The following is a 22,028-nucleotide window of genomic DNA, read 5'->3' on the forward strand; positions in this document are numbered from 1 at the left end:
CACTGGAGCACCCCATGGCGAAAATCACCCTTGCCCAGCAACTGGCGACCACCCTCGAACAAGCAGGTGTGAAACGCATCTGGGGCCTGACGGGCGACAGCCTCAATGGCCTGACCGAAGCCCTGCGCACCATGGACAGCATCGAGTGGATGCACGTGCGTCACGAGGAAGTTGCAGCGTTCGCGGCCGGCGCCGATGCGGCGGTTACCGGGGAACTGGCGGTCTGCGCTGGCAGCTGTGGGCCGGGCAATCTGCACTTGATCAACGGGCTCTTCGATTGCCATAAAAACCATGTGCCGGTGTTAGCCATCGCGGCGCAGATTCCCTCTTCGGAAGTAGGCCTGAATTACTTTCAGGAAACCCACCCGCAGGAACTGTTCAAGGAATGCAGCCACTTCGTCGAGCTGGTGAGCAGCCCGGCGCAGATGCCCCAGGTGCTGCATCGGGCGATGCGCAGTGCCATCCTCAATCGCGGTGTCGCGGTGGTGGTGATTCCCGGCGACGTCGCGCTGCAGGAGGTCGAAGACAACCTCAAACCCTGGCCGGCGCTGTCCAAACCTCGCACCCTGCCCGCGCCTCACGACCTGGATCGGCTGGTCGAATTGCTGAGTGAAAGCAACGCCGTGACGCTGATGTGCGGCGCCGGGTGCGCGGGTGCCCACGATCAGGTGGTGGCATTGGCCGACGCCCTCGGCGCGCCGGTGGTGCATGCGTTGCGCGGCAAGGAGCACGTGGAGTGGGACAATCCGTTCGACGTCGGCATGACCGGGCTGATCGGCTTCAGCTCCGGTTATCACGCGATGCTCAACTGCGACACGCTGGTGATGCTCGGGACTGACTTTCCCTATCGCCAGTTCTACCCCTCCGACGCCACCATCATTCAGATCGACCACGACCCGCAAGCCCTCGGACGGCGGACCACGCTGGATCTGGGCATCGCCGCCGATGTAGGCGAAACCCTCGCCGCGTTGCTGCCGCGCCTGCCTTATCGTGGCGACCGGAGCTTTCTTGAGTCATCCCTCAAGCACTACCAGAAGGCCCGTCAGGGGCTGGATGACCTGGCTCAACCGTCGGCGCCGGGTCGGCCGATTCATCCGCAGTACCTCACTCGCCTGCTCAGTGAGCTGGCCGATGACGATGCGATCTTCACTGCCGACGTGGGCACGCCGACCGTCTGGGCCGCACGTTATCTGAAAATGAACGGCAAGCGCCGATTGCTGGGCTCGTTCAACCACGGTTCCATGGCGAACGCGATGCCCCAGGCCATTGGCGCGCAAGCGTCATTTCCCGGGCGGCAGGTAATTTCGCTGTCTGGCGATGGCGGCTTCAGCATGTTGATGGGGGACTTCATTTCGCTGGCGCAACTCAAGCTGCCGGTGAAAATCATCGTCTACGACAATGCCTCGCTCGGGTTCGTGGCCATGGAAATGAAATCCAGCGGGCTGCTGGACACCGGTACGGACCTGCACAATCCGGACTTCGCGGCGATGGCCAATGCCATGGGGATCCTGGGGATTCGTGTCGAGGAATCCGAAGCGCTGGAACCGGCCTTGCGCCGCGCGCTGGCGCATGACGGGCCCGTGCTGGTGGACGTGGTGACGGCGACCCAGGAACTGGCGATGCCCCCGACGATCAAGCTGGAACAGGCCAAAGGGTTCAGTTTGTACATGCTCAAAGCGGTGATGAGCGGGCGTGGGGATGAGGTGATTGAGTTGGCGCGTACTAATCTGTTCCGCTGACGCGCTTGGACCGCATCGCCCCCTTCGCGAGCAGGCTCGCACAGGATTTGTGAACGCCCGAGATCCAGTGTGGGAGCGAGCCTGCTCGCGATGGGCCCCCGTGAGGCTAACGATTACCGCCCGGAAAAACGCAATCGCGACAACTGTCGCAAATTCCCCTCGACATAATAATCATCCGTCCAACTGTCATCCGCCGCCAACGGCTGGACCTGCTTTAGCGCCAGTTTTTTCGCGTAATAGCGAAACCGGTAATGCTCATAAAACCGCAGCAACTCCAGACCATAACGGTCCGCCAGGTCGGTATCGCCGCGGATGATCAGGTAGTTCTCGTCATTGCTGTTGCTGGCCGCCGCACTGAGGTTATGACTGCCGCTGATGATCGTTGGCGTATCGCTGGTGAAATCCGTGACGATCGCTTTGGTGTGCACCAGCAGGTTGCCCTTCTGTCCTTCCTTGCTTTCCAGGAGCCAGCCTTCAAGGCCGGTATTGAGCAACGCAACCGTGGTGAATTCGGCGCTACGGTCGGCGTGAAAACCGGTGATCTTGCTCACGGAGTTCTGCAGGCCGTAGCGCAGAATGTCGTCGTGGGGCTTACCGAGCAACGCGTTGAGGATGGCGTCGGGCAAGGTAAAGGCAGTGACGAACAGCAGGTCTTTCTTCGCCGCATTGATGATGTCGACGAACTCATGCAAGTCGCCCTGACCCGAGCGCGGGGAGAATCCGGCGAACAACGGTTGGCTCGGGTCCATCGGGTTGTGTTCGGTAATCCACTGCCGCGCGGCACCGACATCCGCCGGTGTGCCCCAGACCTGCTCGAACGTTTGCAGATAACGGGCGCCGACCCGAGCATCGTCCAGCACATGCACCACGTTGGCCTGACGGTAGATGCCGTTGGGCGTGAAGTTGGTGCTGCCGCAGAGCACGGCTTCAGGCTGACGCAGCCCCGCGGCATCGAACCGGCTCAGGACGATGAACTTGTTATGGAAAATACTGTGGGTGACGCGTCCGCGCTTGTTTGCCGCCGGGATCTTTTCCAGGCTAGCCTCGTTAAAGGCGGTGGTGTCTTCGCCCGGTTGCGCGTGATACAGAACGCGAACGTGCACCCCGCGCTCCCGCGCCGCGTTCACCGCCTCGACAATCACCGGTAACTGGTATTCGTAGATGGCGACATCCAGTGCCCATTCGCTGCCGACGGCACGCTCGATAAACCCCAGCAAACGCCCGAGCAGACCGTTTTCCAGCCATCGGCGCGGGGCATCGGGCCAGGATTCAAGGGGCAATCTTTCCTTGCCGCCAAGGAGCGCGTCGAGCTCTGGAAACTTGCGCTGGAACGCCTGGCTGGCGGCCACGGCGCGGTTGAAATTGACACTCTGGTTGCCGGGATGGCCGTCATCGGAAGTGACCGTCACCTCCAGGGATTCGCCCAGTTGCGGCGCATCGGCGCTGCCGTAGGCCAGATAGACACGGTATTGGATCGTCAGCCCCGGATTGACCGCGTAATCGGCCCAGCGAAATTTCTGCAAAGGCGCGATATTGCTGGGGGTGGCGTGGTATTGAGGGAAGGTATGGGTCTTGCCCGGGAACGTCAGGCTGTTGAAGAGAAATTGCCAGGGTTTGCTGCCCTGCTGCTTTTCGATGGCGAAACCCAGAAGACCTTTGCGGCGGGGTTCGGCCACATCCATGGCCAACAGCACGCCATTGGTGCCGGCATAGGCTTTGACGCGGAAATCGTTCTGATGGTTAACGGCAAGTGCGCGCATGATTCACTCCTTTGATCGAATGCACTCAGAGCATAGGGGAGCGATGCGGATTCACCATGATTCTCCGGGACCCGGGTGATGCCATCGGGTACAGGCTCGCTCGCACAAGGGATCTGCGGCGTAAACAAATCCTGCTCGCGATGGGGCCTTTGCAGACAACACAGTCCTCAGCCTGAAACCAGCTCATCAATGTGGCGATAATCCGCTTGCAACTCTGCTGCCATCTGTCTGGCCCGACCTAACCGAATCGGCCCGCGCTCGATATCAATCAATAACCCCGGGCAGTCCAGCACCGGCAACCCCGGCCAGTCCTTCAATCGCCCATCGGTCACCAGCAGCAGCCTTTGCTGTTCCGCCGGAAAGCGTTTTTTCCGTGCCGCCAGCCAACGCCCCGCTTCACCCAGCGCCGCCAACAACGGCGTGCCGCCGCCCGCACCCAGGCCATCGAGCCAGGCACGCAACCCCGCCGACGCTTTCAAGCCTTGCACCTGCCACTTCGGCGCCTGACCGCTGGCGGTCAACAAGGCCAGGCGCGCGCGTTGGCGGTACGCATCGTCGAACACTTGCGCAAGTAAACCCTTGGCATCGCTCAACGCCTGATGACGGCGTGTCGAGGCCGATGCGTCGACGATCACCAGCCACAGCTCATGGGAGGAACGTGTGCGCAGCTGGAACAGCACATCTTTGCGTTGACGCGGCCGACCATTGAGCAAAGTGCCGGGCCAGTTGATCGAGCCACTGCGCGCAGCGTGACGCTTGCCCTGTTTACCGTTATCCAGTCGGCCTGCGCGGGGTCTGGCATTCGCCCCCGCGTCAGATCGAGGGCGAATGCCTAGGGCTTTTTTGGCCAGCTCGGCACTTCACGTCGGGCGCCGACCGGCAGGGCCTGAGCGGGCATTTCGCCCCATTGGCCCTGGCCTTCGCTCGGGCTGGAAGATTGCGCCGAGGGCGACTGATTGTGGGGCGGCGCTGGTGGCGATTGCTCGCGACGACGATGACGCAGGGCAAACTCGGCGACGGCGTCGATGTCTTCCTCGGCGATGGCGCCCGCCCCTCGCCATGCGGCGTGGGCACGGGCCGCGCGCAACCAGACCAGATCGGCGCGCAGGCCATCGACACCGGCGGCAAAACAGCGCTCGGTAATCTGCGCCAGTGCGGCATCATCCAGGGGGATGCTCGCCAATGCGCCGCGCGCCTTCTGGCAACGTTCACGCAGGGACTGCTGCTGGCTTTCCCACTCGACGCAGAAACCCTGGGGATCGGTGTCGAAATCCAGACGCCGGCGAATAATCTGGCCACGCTCGACCGGTGCCGTGTGACCACTGAGGGCGACGTTCAGGCCAAAACGGTCGAGCAGTTGCGGACGCAGCTCGCCCTCTTCCGGGTTCATGGTGCCGATCAGGACGAACTTCGCCGAATGCCGATGGGATATACCGTCGCGCTCGATCAAGTTGGTGCCGCTGGCGGCCACGTCGAGCAACAGGTCAACGAGGTGATCGGGCAGCAGATTGACTTCATCGACGTACAGCACACCGCCGTCGGCCTTGGCCAGTACGCCGGGGGAAAATTGCGCGCGGCCTTCGCTCAGGGCGGCGTCGAGATCGAGGGTGCCGACCAGCCGTTCTTCGGTGGCACCGAGGGGCAAGGTGACGAATTGACCGCTAGCGAGCAAGTCCGCCAGGCCTCGGGCGAGGGTCGACTTGGCCATGCCGCGCGGGCCTTCGATCAGCACGCCGCCGATTTTCGGGTCGATGGCGGTCAGATAGAGGGCGAGCTTCAGATCGTCGGCGCCGACCACGGCGGAGAGCGGGAAATGCGGGGTGTCGGTCATCTTCAATACTCGGTCATGGTCTGTAGCAGGCACACTTTGTACCTGTAGGAGCGAGGCTTGCCCGCGAAGGCGTCTATTCAGTCGATATCACTATTGAATGTGAAGGCCTCATCGCGGGCAAGCCTCGCTCCTACGGGGTTTGCGGTGTATCAGCCGTCTTCTTCTATGTCCAGCAACAGGTTTTCCAGCGCCTCGCGATACGCGCCCGGTTCCTGCCACATTCCCCGCTGCTGCGCTTCGAGCATGCGCTCGGTCATGTCGCGCAGCGCATGCGGATTATGCTCACGCACAAAATCCCGGGTTGCCGGATCGAGCAAATACGCATCCGCCAGCAACGCATATTGATGATCGTCGATCAACTGGGTCGTGGCGTCGAACGCGAACAGGTTATCGACCGTCGCGGCCAATTCGAATGCGCCTTTATAGCCGTGACGCTTCACGCCGTCGATCCACTTCGGATTCGCCGCCCGGGAGCGGATCACCCGGTTCAACTCTTCCTTCAAGGTGCGGATCTTCGGCAAGTCCGGCTGACTGTGATCACCGTGGTAACTGGCCGCCGCTTCGCCGCTGAGGCTTTCCACGGCAGAGAGCATGCCGCCCTGGAATTGGTAATAGTCGTTGGAATCAAGCAGGTCATGCTCGCGATTGTCCTGGTTTTGCAGCACCGCCTGCACCTGGCTCAGACGCTGGGCGAATTGTTCGCGGGCGGCGGTGCCTTCATCGGACCCGCCGTAAGCGTAGCCGCCCCAGTTCAAGTAAACCTCGGCCAGATCTTCGCGGCTTTGCCACAGACGACCGTCGATGGCGCCCTGCACGCCTGCGCCATAAGCACCGGGCTTGGCCCCGAAGATGCGCCAACCGGCCTGACGCTTGGCCGCGTCTTCATCAAGGCCCGATTGCATCAGTGCTTCACGTTCGGCGCGCACTTTGGCGGCCAACGGGTTGAGATCGTCCGGCTCGTCCAGCGCGGCGACCGCTTGCACGGCAGCGTCGAACAGGCGGATCAGATTGGCGAAGGCATCACGAAAGAATCCGGACACGCGCAAGGTCACATCCACGCGAGGACGGTCGAGCAAGCTCAGTGGCAGGATTTCAAAGTCGTCGACCCGCTGACTGCCGGTGGCCCAGACCGGACGCACGCCCATCAGCGCCATGGCCTGGGCGATGTCATCGCCGCCGGTGCGCATGGTCGCGGTGCCCCAGACGGACAGGCCGAGCTGACGCAGGTGATCGCCGTGGTCTTGCAGATGCCGTTCGAGAATCAGGTTGGCCGACTGGAAACCGATGCGCCACGCCGTGGTGGTTGGCAGGTTGCGCACGTCCACCGAGTAGAAATTGCGCCCGGTCGGCAGCACGTCCAGACGACCGCGACTCGGCGCGCCGCTGGGGCCGGCCGGGACGAAACGACCGCTCAGGGCATCGAGCAGGCCGCGCATTTCTGCAGGGCCGCAGGCGTCCAGGCGCGGGGCGACGACTTCGCGCAGGCTGTCGAGGATGGCGCGGACGTCGGACCAACCCGCTGGGAGTTTGTCGGAATGCTGCATCATCGCGCTGGATTGCGCAGCAGTCCCACTTTCTGGGTCCGCTTCGCGAACCAACGGGAGCAAGCTCCCTCGCCACAGAGGCTCGTTCCCATGAGGTTCGGCGTTGGTATTCAGAGTTTGCGCAATGAGTTGAGCAGCGAACAGTTCGAGGCGTTCGCGGGTATCCCCGGCGGTGCGCCAGGCCTCCTCATTAAGCGATTGCAGTTCCACAGGACGCGGCCCGGTCCATGGCTCGGCCAACGCACAATCCAGCGGATCAAACCCCAGTTCAAACGCTTTGGCCAACGCCCGCAGCAGGCTTGATTGCGCGCCACGACCGTCGCCACGGGGGATGCGCAACAGCGCCAATAACGTATCGATGCGCAAGCGCCCGGTCGGCGACTCGCCAAAGATGTGCAGGCCATCGCGGATCTGCGACTCTTTCAAGTCGCACAAGTACGTGTCCAGCCGTGGCAACCAGATCGCCGCATCGACGTCGCTGTTGAGCTTTTCGTCCAGTTGCAGTTCACGGTCGATGTGCGTGTCGCGCACCAGTTGCAGGATGTCGCGCTGCAACTCTCGGGCGCGGCGCGGATCGAGCAATTGCGCTTCGTAATACTCGTCGGCCAGCAGTTCGAGGTTGCGCAGCGGGCCGTAGGTTTCGGCGCGGGTCAGCGGCGGCATCAGGTGGTCGATGATCACCGCTTGGGTGCGACGCTTGGCCTGGGCGCCCTCGCCCGGGTCGTTGACGATGAATGGATAAATGTTCGGCAGTGGCCCGAGCAGCGCATCCGGCCAGCAGTTTTCCGACAGCCCGACGCCTTTGCCCGGCAGCCATTCGAGGTTGCCGTGCTTGCCGACGTGGATCACGCCGTGGGCGCCATAGGTATGGCGCAGCCAGAAGTAGAACGCCAGGTAGCCGTGGGGCGGTACCAGGTCCGGGTCGTGATACACCGCACTCGGATCAACCTGATAACCCCGCGCCGGTTGAATGCCGACGAAGGTCAGGCCAAAGCGCAGCCCGGCGACCATCATGCGGCCGTCACGGCACATCGGATCGCTTTCGGGCGTGCCCCAGCGCTCCAGCACCGCTTGCTGATTGGCTTTGGGCAATTGGTGGAACATCAGCCGATAGTCGTCCATCGCCAAACTTTGCGCGCAGGGACGCTGATCAAGGGTGTCGAGGTCGTTGCTGACGCCGCCAAGCAACTGTTGAATCAACGCAGTGCCGCTGTCCGGCAACCCGGCAGGCAGCGGATAGCCTTCGGTGTGCAGCGCCCGCAGGATGTTGAGCGCGGCGGCCGGGGTGTCGAGGCCGACACCGTTGCCGATGCGCCCGTCACGGGTCGGGTAGTTGGCGAGGATCAGCGCGATGCGTTTTTCGCTGTTCGGTACCCGGGCCAGATCGATCCAGCGCCGCGCCAGTTCGGCGACGAAATCCATGCGCTCCGGTTGCGCCCGATAGCACACCACGTCCGACTGACTGCGCTCGCTGCGCCACGCCAGGTCCTTGAAGCTGATCGGCCGGCTGATGATCCGTCCGTCCAGTTCCGGCAACGCGATGTGCATCGCCAGATCACGGGGGCCGAGGCCCTGTTCACTGGCGAGCCAACCCGGCTCGTTGTCTTGGGCGCAGATCGCCTGGATCACCGGAATGTTGCGTCGAAACGGCCGCAGATGCGGCGCTTCGGGGCTGGATTGAGCGAAACCGGTGGTGTTCAAGATCACCCCCGCCTCGACGTCGTCCAGCAGGTCCTCGACCACCGTCAGGCAGCCGGGTTCTTTCAGACTGGCCACAGCAATCGGCAACGGATTCAAACCCGCCGCCTGCAAACGCTGGCAGAAAACATCGATGAACGCGGTGTTCGCCGCCTGTAAATGCGATCGATAGAACAGCACTGCCGCCACCGGTTGACCGGCCTGCCAATCGGCTTGCCAATCGTGAAGGTCGGCGGGGCTCTTTTGCGGGTGGTATATCGCCGTGCGCGGCAGGGTTTGCGGCTCGGCCCAGGCGTAATCGCGATCCAGCCAGCGATTGGCCAGGCAGCGGAAAAAATCCAGGGCATTGGCCATGCCGCCCTGACGCAAAAACTGCCAGAGCCGGTCGCGGTCGGCGGCGGTTACGGTGCTCAGGTCGCTGAGTTCCGGGTCCGGGCGGTCATCGCCGGGCACCAGAATCAGCTGAACACCGCGCTGGGACAGCTCCACCAGACGCTCGACCCCGTAACGCCAATAGGCGATGCCGCCGTGCAACGAAATCAGAATGACCTTGGCATGGCGCAACACTTCGTCGACATACAGGTCGACCGACGCGTGATTCTGCACTTGCATCGGGTTGGCCAGGCGCACGCTCGGGTAATCGTCCGGCAACTGCTGCGCCGCTTCGGCGAGCAGCGCCAGGCTGGAATCGCCGCTGCACAGGATCACCAGCTCGGCGGGGGTTTGTCCAAGGTCGGCAATATTGTCATCCGACACGAAACCGCCGGGCTGGGTCCTGAGCAGGTGCATGGCTTAAACGCTGAGCGCGGCGCGCAATTGCGCTTCAAGCAGCGTGGCGTCCAGCTCCTGACCGATCAACACCAGACGCGTGTTGCGCGCTTCATCGATGCCCCACTGACGGTCGAAGTGCTTGTCGAAACGTGTGCCCACGCCCTGAATCAGCAAGCGCATCGGTTTGTTCGGAATCGCCGCGAAACCTTTGACCCGCAGAATGCCGTGCTGGACCACCAGTTGGGTCAGCGCGTCCAGCAGCAGGCTTTCGTCGGCTTGGGGCAATTCGATGGAAATGGAGTCGAAGGCGTCGTGGTCGTGATCGTCTTCACCTTCGTGGTGGTGATCGTGATGGCTGTGACGGCTGTCGATGTGTTCTTCGGAACCGGCACCGAGACCGATCAGCACGTCCAGTGGCACGCGGCCGCTGCTGGCTTCGATGACTTTGACGGCCGGTGGCAGTTCTTCGGCGACTTCCAGGCGCACCCGGGCCAGATCTTCAGGGCTGATCAGGTCGGCCTTGTTGAGGATCACCAGGTCGGCGCTGGCCAGTTGGTCGGCGAACAGCTCGTGCAACGGCGATTCGTGGTCCAGGTTCGGATCGAGTTTGCGCTGGGCATCGACCCGATCCGGGAACGCGGCGAACGTGCCAGCGGCGACGGCCGGGCTGTCGACCACGGTGATGACCGCGTCAACGGTGCAAGCGCTGCGAATTTCCGGCCACTGGAAGGCTTGCACCAGCGGTTTTGGCAGGGCCAGGCCCGAGGTTTCGATGAGGATGTGGTCGAGATCGCCGCGACGGGCGACCAATTCGCGCATCACCGGGAAGAATTCTTCTTGAACGGTGCAGCACAGGCAGCCGTTGGCCAATTCGTAGACGCGGCCGTTGGCCTCTTCTTCGGTACAGCCGATGGAGCACTGCTTGAGGATTTCGCCATCGATGCCCAGCTCGCCGAACTCGTTGACGATCACCGCAATGCGGCGGCCCTGAGCGTTGTCGAGCATGTGCCGCAGCAAGGTGGTTTTGCCCGAGCCGAGGAAGCCGGTAACGATGGTGACGGGGAGTTTGGCCAGTGTTTTCATCGGATGCCCTTTGGCAAGGTGGCGGGCATACGGGACGACAATCGCTGCGACGGATGCGCGCGCGGAAGAGTTCGCCACCGGATCACCCCGCCCGGTTGTAGTGAGAATCTGTGTCGAGGCAGGTCTCCTGGCTGACGGTGTGCCGGTCGATGGACCTGGCATTCGCTGCGCCTTCCCGCGAACCCGTTGCACAGGGTTTGCAGTGGCGTGGCAGCGAACATCACCGTTCACAGTTGCGGGGGCAGCCGCGGCATCGACCGCGTTCCCTTCTTAGCTTCGGCAAATGCCGAAGAACCTCGAAAGCGCAAGGCTACGCATGGTGTGGGGGCGGGTCAATGTCTTGTGGCGCTCTCACCGGCGCCTTCGCGGGCACGCCTCGCTCCTGCGGGACAGCGGTGCTTTTACAGGAGCGAGGCGTGCCCGCGAAGAATTCACCTGGCTATCGAATGAGAACCCATGCCAATTGACGTCAAACCCCCGCCCATGCTCTCCTACACGCCTTGTTACGGGTGCCCTTCACAGGGTGAAACGGGAAACCGGTGAATCATGTGCTTTACTCCAAGCCATGTCAGTCCGGTGCTGCCCCCGCAACGGTAAGCGAGCGAAGCGTCAGATCCACTGTGCCAGCAGTTCGGCATGGGAAGGTGATGCTTGCAGGTTCAGGCGCAAGCCTTGACCCCTCGTGAGCCCGGAGACCGGCCCGCAACACAAAGTGACCTTTACGTCACTGAATAACAAACCCGCGGTGGGCGGGCGCTGTTTGAACCTCTGCGCGCCCGACTCGCAGGGGTCTTCCATGCGCTCTATTCACCCGCTGACAGACCAGAGGGATGCGCCATGTCGATCATCAGCAGCACCGACCACAGCACCGCCAGCACCACCACAACCCTGAGCCAACGCCTGACCGCCGCCGTGTGTGCGTCGATCCTTGGCGCGTGCCTTGTGTATTTCGCTGGGTTCTCGCACATCGAAGCGGTGCACAATGCCGCGCACGACACCCGTCACAGCTCTGCCTTCCCGTGCCATTGAGACCTGTCGACATGATCAAGCGTATTGCGCAAACCGCAGGTTTCACAGGGCTGCTGGCCGCCCTGCTGCTGACCCTGCTGCAAAGTTTCTGGGTCTCGCCGCTGATTCTGCAGGCCGAGACTTACGAAAAATCCGAGCCGGCCGCTGTTGAAGTTCACGAACACGCCGCCGGTGTCGCCGCTCACACTCACGACGCCGAAGCCTGGGAACCGGAAGACGGTTGGCAGCGCCTGCTGTCGACCACGGGCGGTAACCTGGTGGTCGCCGTCGGTTTCGCCCTGATGCTCGCTGGCCTCTACACCTTGCGTGCACCGACCAAAACCTCCCAGGGCTTGTTTTGGGGCCTGGCCGGTTACGCGACCTTCGTGCTGGCCCCGACCCTCGGCCTGCCGCCTGAACTGCCGGGCACTGCCGCAGCTGATCTGGCGCAACGGCAACTCTGGTGGATCAGTACAGCCGCCTCCACGGCGGCCGGCATCGCCTTGATCGTGTTCAGCCGTCACTGGCTGATGAAAATCCTTGGCGTGGCGATTCTCGCCGTTCCGCACGTGATCGGCGCGCCGCAACCGGAAGTGCACTCGATGCTCGCTCCGCAAGCGCTGGAAGCGCAGTTCAAAATCGCGTCGCAGCTGACCAACGTCGCGTTCTGGCTGGCCCTGGGCCTGATCAGCGCCTGGTTGTTCCGCCGCAAAAGCGATGGCCAATACCACGCATGATTGATCCCCGCACAGCGCCGACTTTAGTCGTCGGCCTGGGCTGCCAGCGCGGCTGCCCCGCCAGCACGTTGCGGGCGTTGATCGATCAGGCATTGCAGGCTCATCAAATCGGACTTCACCAGATCAAGGCCCTGGCCAGTATCGACCTGAAGCGTGATGAGCCTGGCCTGGTCGAGCTCGCCGAACAACTGGCGTTACCGCTGATGTATTTCAGCAGTAAGCAATTGGAAGGTTACAAACCCCAACTCAGCCATCATTCGGACATCGCGTTCGAACGCACCGGCTGCTACGGCGTGGCGGAAAGTGCCGCCCTGGCCCTCGCCGAACACTTGGCCCAGGCCCCGGCAAAACTGCTGATTTCGCGACAAAAATATGCCCAGGCCACCCTGGCATTGGCCTGCGTTGCGTAAGATCCCCGATAATCCCCGCCTTCGATCATGAGCAATCTTCATCTGAAGCCTTGCCCAAGCCCCTTTTCTGACAGACTCTTTATTCAAAGGAACGGACGATGACCGTCTACTTCATTGGCGCAGGTCCCGGTGACCCGGAACTGATCACCGTCAAAGGCCAACGGCTGATTCGCAGTTGCCCGGTGATCATCTATGCAGGCTCTTTGGTGCCCGCCGCCGTGCTCGAAGGCCATGGTGCCGAACAGGTGGTCAACAGCGCCGAATTGCACCTGGAGCAAATCATCGAACTGATCAAGACCGCCCATGCCAACGGCCAGGACGTGGCGCGGGTGCATTCCGGTGATCCGAGTCTTTACGGCGCGATTGGCGAGCAGATTCGCTGTCTGCGTGAACTCGGGATTGCGTTTGAAATCATCCCGGGGGTCACAGCGACTGCCGCGTGTGCGGCGCTTTTGGGGGCTGAACTGACCCTGCCCGACATTTCACAGAGTGTGATTCTGACTCGCTACGCCGACAAAACCGTGATGCCGGCCGGCGAAGAACTGGGGAGCCTGGCCCAGCACGGGGCGACCATGGCGATTCATTTGGGGGTCAATCATCTGGAGAAGATCCTGGCGGAGTTGCTACCACATTACGGCGCCGACTGCCCGATTGCGGTGATTCACCGGGCGACCTGGCCGGATCAGGATTGGGTGGTGGGGACGATTGCGGACATTGCCGCGAAGGTTGAAGCCAAGGGATTTCGCCGCACGGCGTTGATTCTGGTGGGTCGGGTGTTGGGCAGTGATCAGTTCAGTGAGTCATCGCTGTATCGCGCCGGACATGCACATCTCTACAGGCCATAGGGCCCTCCCACATTGGATCTGCGGCGGAAACAGATTGGGTATCCAATGATAGCCCCCTGTGGGAGCGAGCCTGCTCGCGATAGGGCCAGTGAATTTCACCCATAAAAAAACGGCACTCACGGGTGCCGTTTTTTCATTTCGCAGCGAACACCTTACTTAGTAGTAGGCGTTTTCTTTCTGCGTGTGGTCAGTTACATCGCGTACACCCTTGAGCTCGGGAATGCGCTCGAGCAAGGTGCGCTCGATGCCTTCGCGAAGGGTGACGTCTGCCTGGCCGCAGCCCTGGCAACCGCCGCCGAATTTCAATACGGCGATGCCGTCTTCGACCACATCAATCAAGCTGACCTGACCGCCGTGGCTGGCCAGCCCCGGATTGATCTCGGTTTGCAGGTAGTAGTTGATGCGCTCGTTGACTGGGCTGTCAGCGTTGACCATCGGCACTTTGGCGTTGGGCGCCTTGATCGTCAGTTGGCCGCCCATGCGGTCGGTGGCGTAGTCGACGACCGCGTCGTCCAGGAAAGCTTCGCTGAACGAATCGATGTAAGCGGTGAAGCTTTTGAGCCCCAGCGCGGTGTCTTCAGGTTTCTCTTCGCCCGGCTTGCAGTACGCAATGCAGGTCTCGGCGTACTGGGTGCCAGGCTGGGTGATAAAGACGCGGATGCCGATACCCGGGGTGTTCTGCTTGGAGAGCAGATCAGCCAGATAATCGTGTGCGGCGTCGGTGATGGTAATAGCGGTCATGGAAACTCCTCGCAGGCTTGGGCGCAGTTTACGCCAATCATCGCGCCGTACAAAGTCCTAGTATTTTTGTCGGGAAAGAGCCGGAACAGCGTTGCTTGCCGGTTCGCCGTCGATCCACTCTTTAAGCCACCGATAGCTGCATTTTTCTACATATTCGTAACTTGCCCAGGAAGCCACGCCGATGGTCACCACACAAACGGCGAACATCACGTAGGGATTTACCCCATAACGCTGGGCGACATATCCGCCGACAGACAGCACCAGCACATGCATCAGGTAAACCGAATAGGAACAATCGCCAAGCACCTTGAACAGACGGGTGTTCTCGAAAAAGCGTTCCAGCGCCATGCACGCCATCACCAACACCGCACCGGGCACGCCCCAGGCCAGGAAACGTGGCTGCGGTGCCAGGTTATAAATCGCCAGCAACGCGCCGCCAATCCCCAGCAAGGGCAGCCAGACACCGGGCTTGATCCAGCCGCGCCGGTAGATCATGCCGATGGCGATCCCCAGCAGAAACTCATAAACAATGTCCGAGCGGTAGAACTCGCTGATCCAGCCATAACCGGTCCACGCCTGGCACACCGCAAACAGCAACGCCGCGACGATCAGCAGCCGAACCTGCAAACGGAACAGCAACGCCCAGGCAAACAGCACGTAGAACAGCATTTCGTAATTCAGCGTCCAGCCGACATTGAGGGTCGGATAGATGCCGTAGCCACCGGGGTTTTGTGTGGGAATGAATAACAGCGACAGCAGGACATGTGACCAGTCGACCGTCTGATCCGGCAACACAGGCTGTGCGAACACGACCACCAGCGCCATCAGCACCGTGTACAGCCAGTACGCCGGAACGATGCGAAACAGTCGATACAGGAGAAACCGTGCAGGTGGCAGCGATTTCCCTTCGGTGGACAGGAAGATCACCAGGCCACTGATGACGAAAAAGATATCAACGCCCACCGCGCCCTTGTCGATGAACATCTGACCCACGGGACCACGGGCCTTGAAGTCGAAGAATATCTGCATGAAGTGGTGGCAGACCACCGTCCATGCCGCGACGGCGCGCAGTGCCTGTACTGAAATCAACATCGGCGCCCCTCCGATCGCACCTCACAAATCACCGCAGGTCCCCGTAGGAGCGAAGCTTGCTCGCGAAGGCGATCGACCGGCCAACAATGATGTTAAATGTACCGGCCTCTTCGCGAGCAAGCTTCGCTCCTACAGGGGAATGGCGGTGCCTATTGAGTCCGACACCGACCAGCAGTCAAAGGTCGATCAAAGATTCTCGTACCGGTTCATATCCAACACGCCTTCTTCCACCGGCTCGGTTTCGTGGATGTAGCGACTCAGGTCATGGAAGTAGAACCAGAACTGCGGATGGCTGCGGCGAATGCCCCAGCGTTCGACGATTTTCTCGAAGCGGTGCGCATCCTTGGCGTTTTCCATCGCATCGACGAACGCCGGAACCTGGTCGGCGGGTATGTTGAACATGAAGTTGGGGTAGCTGCTGAGCACGCCCGGGAAAATGGTCAAGGTGTCGAGCCCAGGCTGATAGCGCAGCGATTCGCCGAGCAGGAAGGCCACATTGCTGTGGGCCCGATTGCGCAGCAGGCTGTAGACCTCGCGCTTGCCGCTCGCCGTCTCGATGCGCAGCACCGTCGCTTCCGGCAATTGATTGATGACATTCAAACCGGCCGCCGGGCGTGACGTCAGGCGACTCAAGGCTTGCTCGGCACTCTGCAACGCCGGGTCGATGTTCGGTCGCGAACAGTAAGCGCCGTCGCAACGGTTGATCGGATCAGGCTTGGCATCGAGCTCGCCATAACGGGCCAGCAGTTGCATCGCGAAGTCGCGCTTGGGGTCCTTTTCATCCAGCTTCAGGGCCGTCGGCGTGTCATTGTCGATGGACTCGTAATCCAGCCACATTTTGAATTTGCCACCGCTTTGATACCAATCATCAAGGTAATCGTCCCGCGAATCGGCCGGCATCAGGCGCAGGAAATTCTGCTCGGCGCCGTTGCGGATCAGGTCGAAGTACAAGCGTGTCTGGGCCTGGTGAGACACGTTGCCGAACACGTCGAAGTTGACCACCAACTGATAATACGTGCGTTCCAGCAGCGGATAGTCAAACAGCCAGATGGTTTGCGGCACGTCGCCGATCAGGCCCTTGTTCACCGACGCGCTGTCGAAATGCCGAAAGATGCTCAGCAACGCGTTGTCGTTGCCTGCCCACAGGGTCGACCAGCTCGGCGCCGGCAGATCGGCGTAGTTGTCCCGGCGTAGCGCTTCGTACTCGTTGCGCTTGTCGCGGTAGTCATGCCACAGGCTCAGGACGCTGCCGACATCGTCGTTTTGTCCCGGCATCGCCAACAACGGCGTGGCCTGGCCGCGGTAGTTCGGGTCGGTGATGTAGAGGTCATGTTCCGGCGCCTGGAACAATGCCCAGAAGTTGTCACGAATCACGTCCGTGGCGATCTGGCCACGGCAGACCGGACCGCGAATGAAGGTACGGACGAAGTACTCGGCGTTATCGAGCATGAACTGATAACGCGCCTGAGCCGGGATCGCTTCAAATGTGCTGAACGGATTGGCCCGGCGCTCCGGCCCGTATCCCGGCAAGGCATCGACCTGCCAGTTGCCGCTGTAAAAGAGTGTTTTGATCCGCGCCATCTTCGACGCGCTCAGCGGATAAGTGATGTGGGTCTTGTGCACGATCACGCCCTGCACCGGCCACAAACGGTAATAAATCCGAGTGCCCGGATCATCATTCGGCCGGCGCGTATCGATCAGGTCGATCGGCTGCCCCGTCGGGGTGCGTGAACGGACCCATTGGAAGAAATGCCCCGGCTCACCGTCCTTGAAGTAAATATGGGCGATATACCAATGCTCGAATAACCAGCGACCGACCAGACTTTCCCGGGCACCCGGGGCGTTGAGCAGGTTTTCCCACTGCACCACCTGCATGGCCTCTTTCGCGCTCGGGACCAGGCCTTGCTCATCGATAGGCGCACCCGAAGCCAGCCAGCGCTGGAGCGTCTGGTATTGCTGGTCGGTCAGGCCGGTGACGGCCAGCGGCATGCCTTCTTTCGGGTGGGTACTGGCGTAGCCGTCGAACTCCGCCGGCATGGCGCACATGTTTTCCCGGTTGAGGCCCAGGACGATGTCTTCCGGCAACCTGGCGTTGGGTTGCAACGGGGTTGTGTGGCCCAGTTCCAGCATTCGCGCCATCAACGCCGCCTGGCTGCCTTGGGCGTCAAGTACCGAATAGAAGCCTTTCTGCTGCCAGGCACGCTTGCCGAAAGCGTCATAAAACAACCGGGTCGGCGCCGCGGCCTGACTGCGTTCGCCGTCGTAGACCGGGGATTTGGTCCCGCCACGCGCCGCCCCTTCGCCGCTGCCCAGATTGAGCTGACAGGCGGAGTCGTAGCAGGCATGGCAGGCCACGCACTTTTCGGTGAAGATCGGTTGAATGTCACGTGTGTAGGAAATCGCCGGATCCTGCGCAGCGGCATCCCAGCTTATAAGCAGCATAAAGATGCTGGTGATGACGCGATACGACATGTCCCTGGTCCTGATCCTGAAAAAACGCCGCGATTCTACCGGTCTCGCCCTCTCACCAACATGAGCGATATTCATGCAAAACCGGAGCATGCTCTAAAAGCGCACAGGTTTGCTATTATCCCGGCCCTTCGTCATGGTCTTTTCGAGTAGTCCCAATGTCCGATCGCAGCGTTCGCCTTCAAGCTCTCAAGCACGCCCTCAAAGAGCGCATCCTGATTCTCGATGGCGGCATGGGCACGATGATCCAGAGCTACAAGCTCGAAGAGCAGGATTACCGGGGCAAACGCTTTGCTGACTGGCCAAGCGACGTCAAAGGTAACAACGACCTCTTGGTGTTGACGCGCCCGGACGTGATCGGGTCGATCGAGAAAGCCTACCTGGATGCCGGCGCCGATATTCTGGAGACCAACACGTTCAACGCTACCCAGGTTTCCCTGGCCGACTACGGCATGCAAGGCCTGGCATATGAGTTAAACGTAGAAGGCGCGCGCCTGGCACGCAAGGTGGCCGACGCAAAGACCCTGGAAACGCCGGACAAGCCGCGCTTCGTCGCTGGCGTGATCGGGCCGACCAGCCGCACCTGCTCGCTGTCACCGGACGTGAACAACCCCGGCTACCGCAACGTTACCTTCGATGAATTGGTGGAAAACTACACCGAGGCCACCAAAGGCCTGATCGAAGGCGGCGCCGACCTGATCCTGATCGAAACCATTTTCGACACGCTGAACGCCAAAGCCGCGATCTTCGCCGTGCAGGGTGTTTTTGAAGAGTTGGGTATCGAACTGCCGATCATGATTTCCGGCACCATTACCGACGCCTCCGGCCGAACCCTGTCCGGCCAGACCACCGAAGCGTTCTGGAACTCGGTCGCCCACGCCAAGCCAATCTCGGTCGGCCTGAACTGCGCCCTCGGTGCCAAAGAATTGCGCCCGTACCTGGAAGAACTGTCAAACAAGGCTGGCACCCACGTTTCGGCACACCCGAACGCCGGCCTGCCGAACGAATTCGGCGAGTACGATGAGCTGCCGGCGGAAACCGCCAAGGTCATCGAAGAATTCGCCCAGAGTGGCTTCCTCAACATCGTCGGCGGCTGCTGCGGCACCACGCCGGGCCACATCGAAGCCATCGCCAAAGCTGTGGCCGGTTATGCACCACGTGTCATTCCGGAAATCCCGAAGGCTTGCCGCCTCTCGGGCCTGGAGCCGTTCACCATCGATCGCAGTTCGCTGTTCGTCAACGTCGGCGAGCGCACCAACATCACCGGCTCGGCGAAATTCGCCCGCCTGATCCGTGAAGACAACTACACCGAAGCGCTGGAAGTGGCCCTGCAACAGGTTGAAGCCGGTGCCCAGATCATCGACATCAACATGGATGAAGGGATGCTCGATTCGAAGAAGGCCATGGTGACCTTCCTCAATCTGATTGCCGGTGAACCGGACATCTCCCGTGTGCCGATCATGATCGACTCCTCGAAGTGGGAAGTGATCGAAGCCGGCCTCAAGTGCATTCAGGGCAAGGGCATCGTCAACTCGATCAGCATGAAAGAAGGCGTCGAGCAATTCATTCACCACGCCAAACTGTGCAAGCGCTATGGCGCCGCCGTGGTCGTGATGGCGTTCGACGAAGCCGGCCAAGCCGACACCGAAGCGCGCAAGAAAGAGATCTGCAAACGCTCCTACGACATTCTGGTCAACGAAGTCGGCTTCCCGCCGGAAGACATCATTTTCGACCCGAACATCTTCGCCGTGGCCACCGGCATCGAAGAACACAACAACTACGCTGTGGACTTCATCAACGCCTGCGCCTACATCCGCGACGAACTGCCCTACGCGCTGACCTCGGGCGGCGTGTCCAACGTGTCGTTCTCGTTCCGCGGCAACAACCCGGTGCGCGAGGCGATTCACTCGGTGTTCCTGCTGTATGCGATCCGCAACGGCCTGACCATGGGTATCGTCAACGCCGGTCAGCTGGAGATCTACGACCAGATCCCGGCCGAGCTGCGCGACGCGGTCGAAGACGTGGTGCTCAACCGCACGCCGAACGGCACTGACGCCCTCCTCGCCATCGCCGACAAATACAAGGGCGACGGCAGCGTCAAGGAAGCCGAGACCGAAGAGTGGCGCAACTGGGACGTCAACAAGCGTCTGGAGCATGCGCTGGTCAAGGGCATCACCACGCACATCGTGGAAGACACCGAAGAATCGCGCCAGTCGTTCGCCCGCCCGATCGAAGTGATCGAAGGCCCGCTGATGTCCGGCATGAACATCGTGGGCGACCTGTTCGGCGCCGGCAAAATGTTCCTGCCGCAGGTGGTGAAATCCGCCCGTGTGATGAAACAGGCCGTGGCCCACTTGATCCCGTTCATCGAACTGGAAAAAGGCGACAAGCCGGAAGCCAAGGGCAAGATCCTGATGGCCACGGTGAAAGGCGACGTGCACGACATCGGCAAGAACATCGTCGGTGTGGTGCTCGGCTGTAACGGCTACGACATCGTCGACCTCGGCGTGATGGTCCCGGCGGAGAAGATCCTGCAAGTGGCCAAGGAGCAGAAGTGCGACATCATCGGCCTGTCCGGTCTGATCACGCCTTCGCTGGATGAAATGGTCCACGTGGCCCGCGAGATGCAGCGTCAGGATTTCCATCTGCCGTTGATGATCGGTGGCGCGACCACCTCCAAGGCGCACACGGCGGTCAAGATCGAACCGAAGTACAGCAACGATGCGGTGATCTACGTCACCGACGCCTCCCGCGCCGTGGGCGTGGCGACGCAGTTGCTGTCCAAGGAGTTGAAACCGGCGTTCGTCGAAAAGACTCGCCTGGAATACATAGACGTTCGCGAGCGCACCGCCAATCGCAGCGCCCGCACCGAACGCCTGAGCTACCCGGCCGCCATCGCCAAGAAGCCGCAGTTCGACTGGAGCACTTATGTGCCGGTCAAACCGACCTTTACCGGTTCCAGGGTGCTGGACAACATCGACCTCAAGGTTCTGGCCGAATACATCGACTGGACGCCGTTCTTTATCTCCTGGGACCTGGCCGGCAAGTTCCCGCGCATCCTCCAGGACGAAGTGGTCGGTGAAGCCGCTACCGCGTTGTATGCCGATGCTCAGGAAATGCTCGCCAAGCTGATCGACGAGAAACTCATCAGCGCCCGTGCGGTGTTCGGCTTCTGGCCGGCCAACCAGGTGCGTGAGGATGACATCGAAGTCTACGGCGATGACGGCAAGCCGATTGCCAAGCTGCATCACTTGCGCCAGCAGATCATCAAGACCGATGGCAAGCCGAACTTCTCCCTCGCCGACTTCGTCGCGCCGAAGGACAGCGAAATCACCGACTACGTGGGTGGATTCATCACCACGGCCGGGATCGGCGCCGAAGAAGTGGCCAAGGCTTATCAAGACGCCGGCGATGATTACAACTCGATCATGGTCAAGGCTCTGGCCGACCGACTGGCCGAGGCGTGTGCCGAGTGGCTGCACCAGCAGGTGCGAAAAGAACACTGGGGTTACGCCAAGGACGAGACGCTCGACAACGAGGCGCTGATCAAAGAGCAATACACCGGCATCCGCCCTGCCCCGGGCTACCCGGCCTGCCCGGATCACACCGAGAAAAGCACCCTGTTTGCCTTGCTCGACCCCGAGGCCAGCGAAATGCAGGCCGGCCGCAGCGGCGTGTTCCTCACCGAGCACTACGCGATGTTCCCGGCGGCAGCGGTCAGCGGCTGGTACTTCGCTCATCCGCAGGCGCAATATTTTGCGGTGGGCAAAATCGACAAAGACCAGGTGCAGAGCTACACATCGCGCAAAGGGCAGGAACTGAGCGTGACCGAACGCTGGCTGGCGCCGAACCTCGGTTACGACAACTAACCCAGGCGCCTGGCCACAATATTGTGGCCAGATGAGCCCCCTGTGGGAGCGAGCCTGCTCGCGAAGGCGATGTGACAGTCAACGAAGATGTTGAATGTTACGACCCCTTCGCTAGCAAGCTCTCTCCCACAGTTGTTTTGGGTCGTTCACAAACGTGTGGATCAACCCGATCAAGTGTGGGAGTGAGCCTGCTCGCGATGGCGTTATAACGTTCAACGAAGATGTTGAATGTTATGGCCACTTCGCTAGCAGGCTAGCTCCCACAGTTGTTTTGGGTCGTTCACAAACGTGTGGATCAACCCGATCAAGTGTGGGAGTGAGCCTGCTCGCGATAGCAATGTGACAGTCAACGAAAATGTTGAATGTTACGACCCCTTCGCTAGCAGGCTAGCTCGCACAGTTGTTTTGGGTCGTTCACAAACGTGTGGATC

The 22,028-nt window shown here is 61.2% G+C and carries 14 protein-coding genes and 2 riboswitches; of the genes, 6 read left to right on the forward strand and 8 right to left on the reverse strand.

The window, feature by feature from the left end; translation table 11 throughout:
- Positions 1–14 precede the first annotated feature (14 nt).
- A complete protein-coding gene (poxB, locus tag AC1ROI_RS02365; protein WP_102595001.1) occupies positions 15–1,739 on the forward strand; it encodes a ubiquinone-dependent pyruvate dehydrogenase in 1,725 nt (574 codons plus the stop codon).
- Positions 1,740–1,852: 113 nt separating this feature from the next.
- Here poxB and AC1ROI_RS02370 read toward each other — a convergent pair whose 3' ends face one another.
- From AC1ROI_RS02370 to cobW, 5 genes are all read right to left on the reverse strand, one after another.
- Positions 1,853–3,499 (reverse strand): phospholipase D-like domain-containing protein, encoded by a 1,647-nt coding sequence (locus tag AC1ROI_RS02370; RefSeq protein ID WP_102595002.1) that lies wholly within the window; start codon positions 3,497–3,499, stop codon positions 1,853–1,855.
- Positions 3,500–3,666: 167 nt separating this feature from the next.
- The gene (locus AC1ROI_RS02375; RefSeq protein WP_102595003.1) at positions 3,667–4,278 is read right to left on the reverse strand and encodes a vWA domain-containing protein; all 612 of its coding nucleotides are present in this window, start codon (positions 4,276–4,278) and stop codon (positions 3,667–3,669) included.
- Between the two features lie 53 nt (positions 4,279–4,331).
- Positions 4,332–5,330, reverse strand: a complete 999-nt coding sequence (locus AC1ROI_RS02380; RefSeq protein ID WP_102595004.1) for a magnesium chelatase ATPase subunit I — start codon at positions 5,328–5,330, stop codon at positions 4,332–4,334.
- Positions 5,331–5,479: 149 nt separating this feature from the next.
- The gene (gene cobN / locus AC1ROI_RS02385; protein WP_102595005.1) at positions 5,480–9,361 is read right to left on the reverse strand and encodes a cobaltochelatase subunit CobN; all 3,882 of its coding nucleotides are present in this window, start codon (positions 9,359–9,361) and stop codon (positions 5,480–5,482) included.
- 3 nt (positions 9,362–9,364) lie between these two features.
- A complete protein-coding gene (cobW, locus tag AC1ROI_RS02390; RefSeq protein ID WP_102595006.1) occupies positions 9,365–10,426 on the reverse strand; it encodes a cobalamin biosynthesis protein CobW in 1,062 nt (353 codons plus the stop codon).
- A gap of 100 nt (positions 10,427–10,526) precedes the next feature.
- Positions 10,527–10,740: riboswitch (cobalamin riboswitch) on the reverse strand.
- A gap of 176 nt (positions 10,741–10,916) precedes the next feature.
- Positions 10,917–11,144, forward strand: a riboswitch (cobalamin riboswitch).
- Positions 11,145–11,263: 119 nt separating this feature from the next.
- Here cobW and AC1ROI_RS02395 point away from each other — a divergent pair.
- The 4 genes from AC1ROI_RS02395 to cobM all read left to right on the forward strand — a co-directional run bounded on the left by AC1ROI_RS02395 (position 11,264) and on the right by cobM (position 13,426).
- Complete coding sequence (locus AC1ROI_RS02395) at positions 11,264–11,455, forward strand: CbtB domain-containing protein (RefSeq protein WP_010460909.1); 192 nt, start codon at positions 11,264–11,266, stop codon at positions 11,453–11,455.
- An 11-nt stretch (positions 11,456–11,466) separates the two neighbouring features.
- Positions 11,467–12,171: a CbtA family protein gene (locus tag AC1ROI_RS02400; protein ID WP_102595007.1), complete on the forward strand. Its 705-nt coding sequence runs from the start codon at positions 11,467–11,469 to the stop codon at positions 12,169–12,171.
- Complete coding sequence (locus AC1ROI_RS02405) at positions 12,168–12,581, forward strand: cobalamin biosynthesis protein (protein ID WP_102595008.1); 414 nt, start codon at positions 12,168–12,170, stop codon at positions 12,579–12,581. Before AC1ROI_RS02400 ends, AC1ROI_RS02405 begins: the two co-directional genes overlap by 4 nt.
- 98 nt (positions 12,582–12,679) lie before the next feature.
- Positions 12,680–13,426: a precorrin-4 C(11)-methyltransferase gene (cobM, locus tag AC1ROI_RS02410; protein WP_077747683.1), complete on the forward strand. Its 747-nt coding sequence runs from the start codon at positions 12,680–12,682 to the stop codon at positions 13,424–13,426.
- Positions 13,427–13,582: 156 nt separating this feature from the next.
- Here the strand turns inward: cobM and nfuA are convergent, their stop codons facing one another.
- From nfuA to AC1ROI_RS02425, 3 genes are all read right to left on the reverse strand, one after another.
- The gene (gene nfuA / locus AC1ROI_RS02415; protein ID WP_007898222.1) at positions 13,583–14,167 is read right to left on the reverse strand and encodes a Fe-S biogenesis protein NfuA; all 585 of its coding nucleotides are present in this window, start codon (positions 14,165–14,167) and stop codon (positions 13,583–13,585) included.
- 57 nt (positions 14,168–14,224) lie between these two features.
- Complete coding sequence (locus AC1ROI_RS02420) at positions 14,225–15,259, reverse strand: acyltransferase family protein (protein ID WP_102595009.1); 1,035 nt, start codon at positions 15,257–15,259, stop codon at positions 14,225–14,227.
- Positions 15,260–15,445: 186 nt separating this feature from the next.
- The gene (locus AC1ROI_RS02425) at positions 15,446–17,731 is read right to left on the reverse strand and encodes a fatty acid cis/trans isomerase (RefSeq protein WP_102595010.1); all 2,286 of its coding nucleotides are present in this window, start codon (positions 17,729–17,731) and stop codon (positions 15,446–15,448) included.
- A gap of 155 nt (positions 17,732–17,886) precedes the next feature.
- Here AC1ROI_RS02425 and metH point away from each other — a divergent pair, with 155 nt between their 5' ends.
- Entirely contained in the window at positions 17,887–21,597 is a 3,711-nt protein-coding gene (gene metH, locus AC1ROI_RS02430; protein WP_102595011.1) for a methionine synthase, read from the forward strand.
- Positions 21,598–22,028: the final 431 nt, after the last annotated feature.

It is taken from the genome of Pseudomonas sp. GW823-FHT02C02, from assembly GCF_058797635.1.

Coding starts and splice junctions, on each gene's coding strand:
- poxB (WP_102595001.1), top strand. CDS start 15: ATGGCGAAAATCACCCTTGCCCAGCAACTGGCGACCACCCTCGAACAA.
- AC1ROI_RS02370 (WP_102595002.1), bottom strand. CDS start 3,499: ATGCGCGCACTTGCCGTTAACCATCAGAACGATTTCCGCGTCAAAGCC.
- AC1ROI_RS02380 (WP_102595004.1), bottom strand. CDS start 5,330: ATGACCGACACCCCGCATTTCCCGCTCTCCGCCGTGGTCGGCGCCGAC.
- cobN (WP_102595005.1), bottom strand. CDS start 9,361: ATGCACCTGCTCAGGACCCAGCCCGGCGGTTTCGTGTCGGATGACAAT.
- cobW (WP_102595006.1), bottom strand. CDS start 10,426: ATGAAAACACTGGCCAAACTCCCCGTCACCATCGTTACCGGCTTCCTC.
- AC1ROI_RS02395 (WP_010460909.1), top strand. CDS start 11,264: ATGTCGATCATCAGCAGCACCGACCACAGCACCGCCAGCACCACCACA.
- AC1ROI_RS02400 (WP_102595007.1), top strand. CDS start 11,467: ATGATCAAGCGTATTGCGCAAACCGCAGGTTTCACAGGGCTGCTGGCC.
- AC1ROI_RS02405 (WP_102595008.1), top strand. CDS start 12,168: ATGATTGATCCCCGCACAGCGCCGACTTTAGTCGTCGGCCTGGGCTGC.
- cobM (WP_077747683.1), top strand. CDS start 12,680: ATGACCGTCTACTTCATTGGCGCAGGTCCCGGTGACCCGGAACTGATC.
- nfuA (WP_007898222.1), bottom strand. CDS start 14,167: ATGACCGCTATTACCATCACCGACGCCGCACACGATTATCTGGCTGAT.
- AC1ROI_RS02420 (WP_102595009.1), bottom strand. CDS start 15,259: ATGTTGATTTCAGTACAGGCACTGCGCGCCGTCGCGGCATGGACGGTG.
- AC1ROI_RS02425 (WP_102595010.1), bottom strand. CDS start 17,731: ATGTCGTATCGCGTCATCACCAGCATCTTTATGCTGCTTATAAGCTGG.
- metH (WP_102595011.1), top strand. CDS start 17,887: ATGTCCGATCGCAGCGTTCGCCTTCAAGCTCTCAAGCACGCCCTCAAA.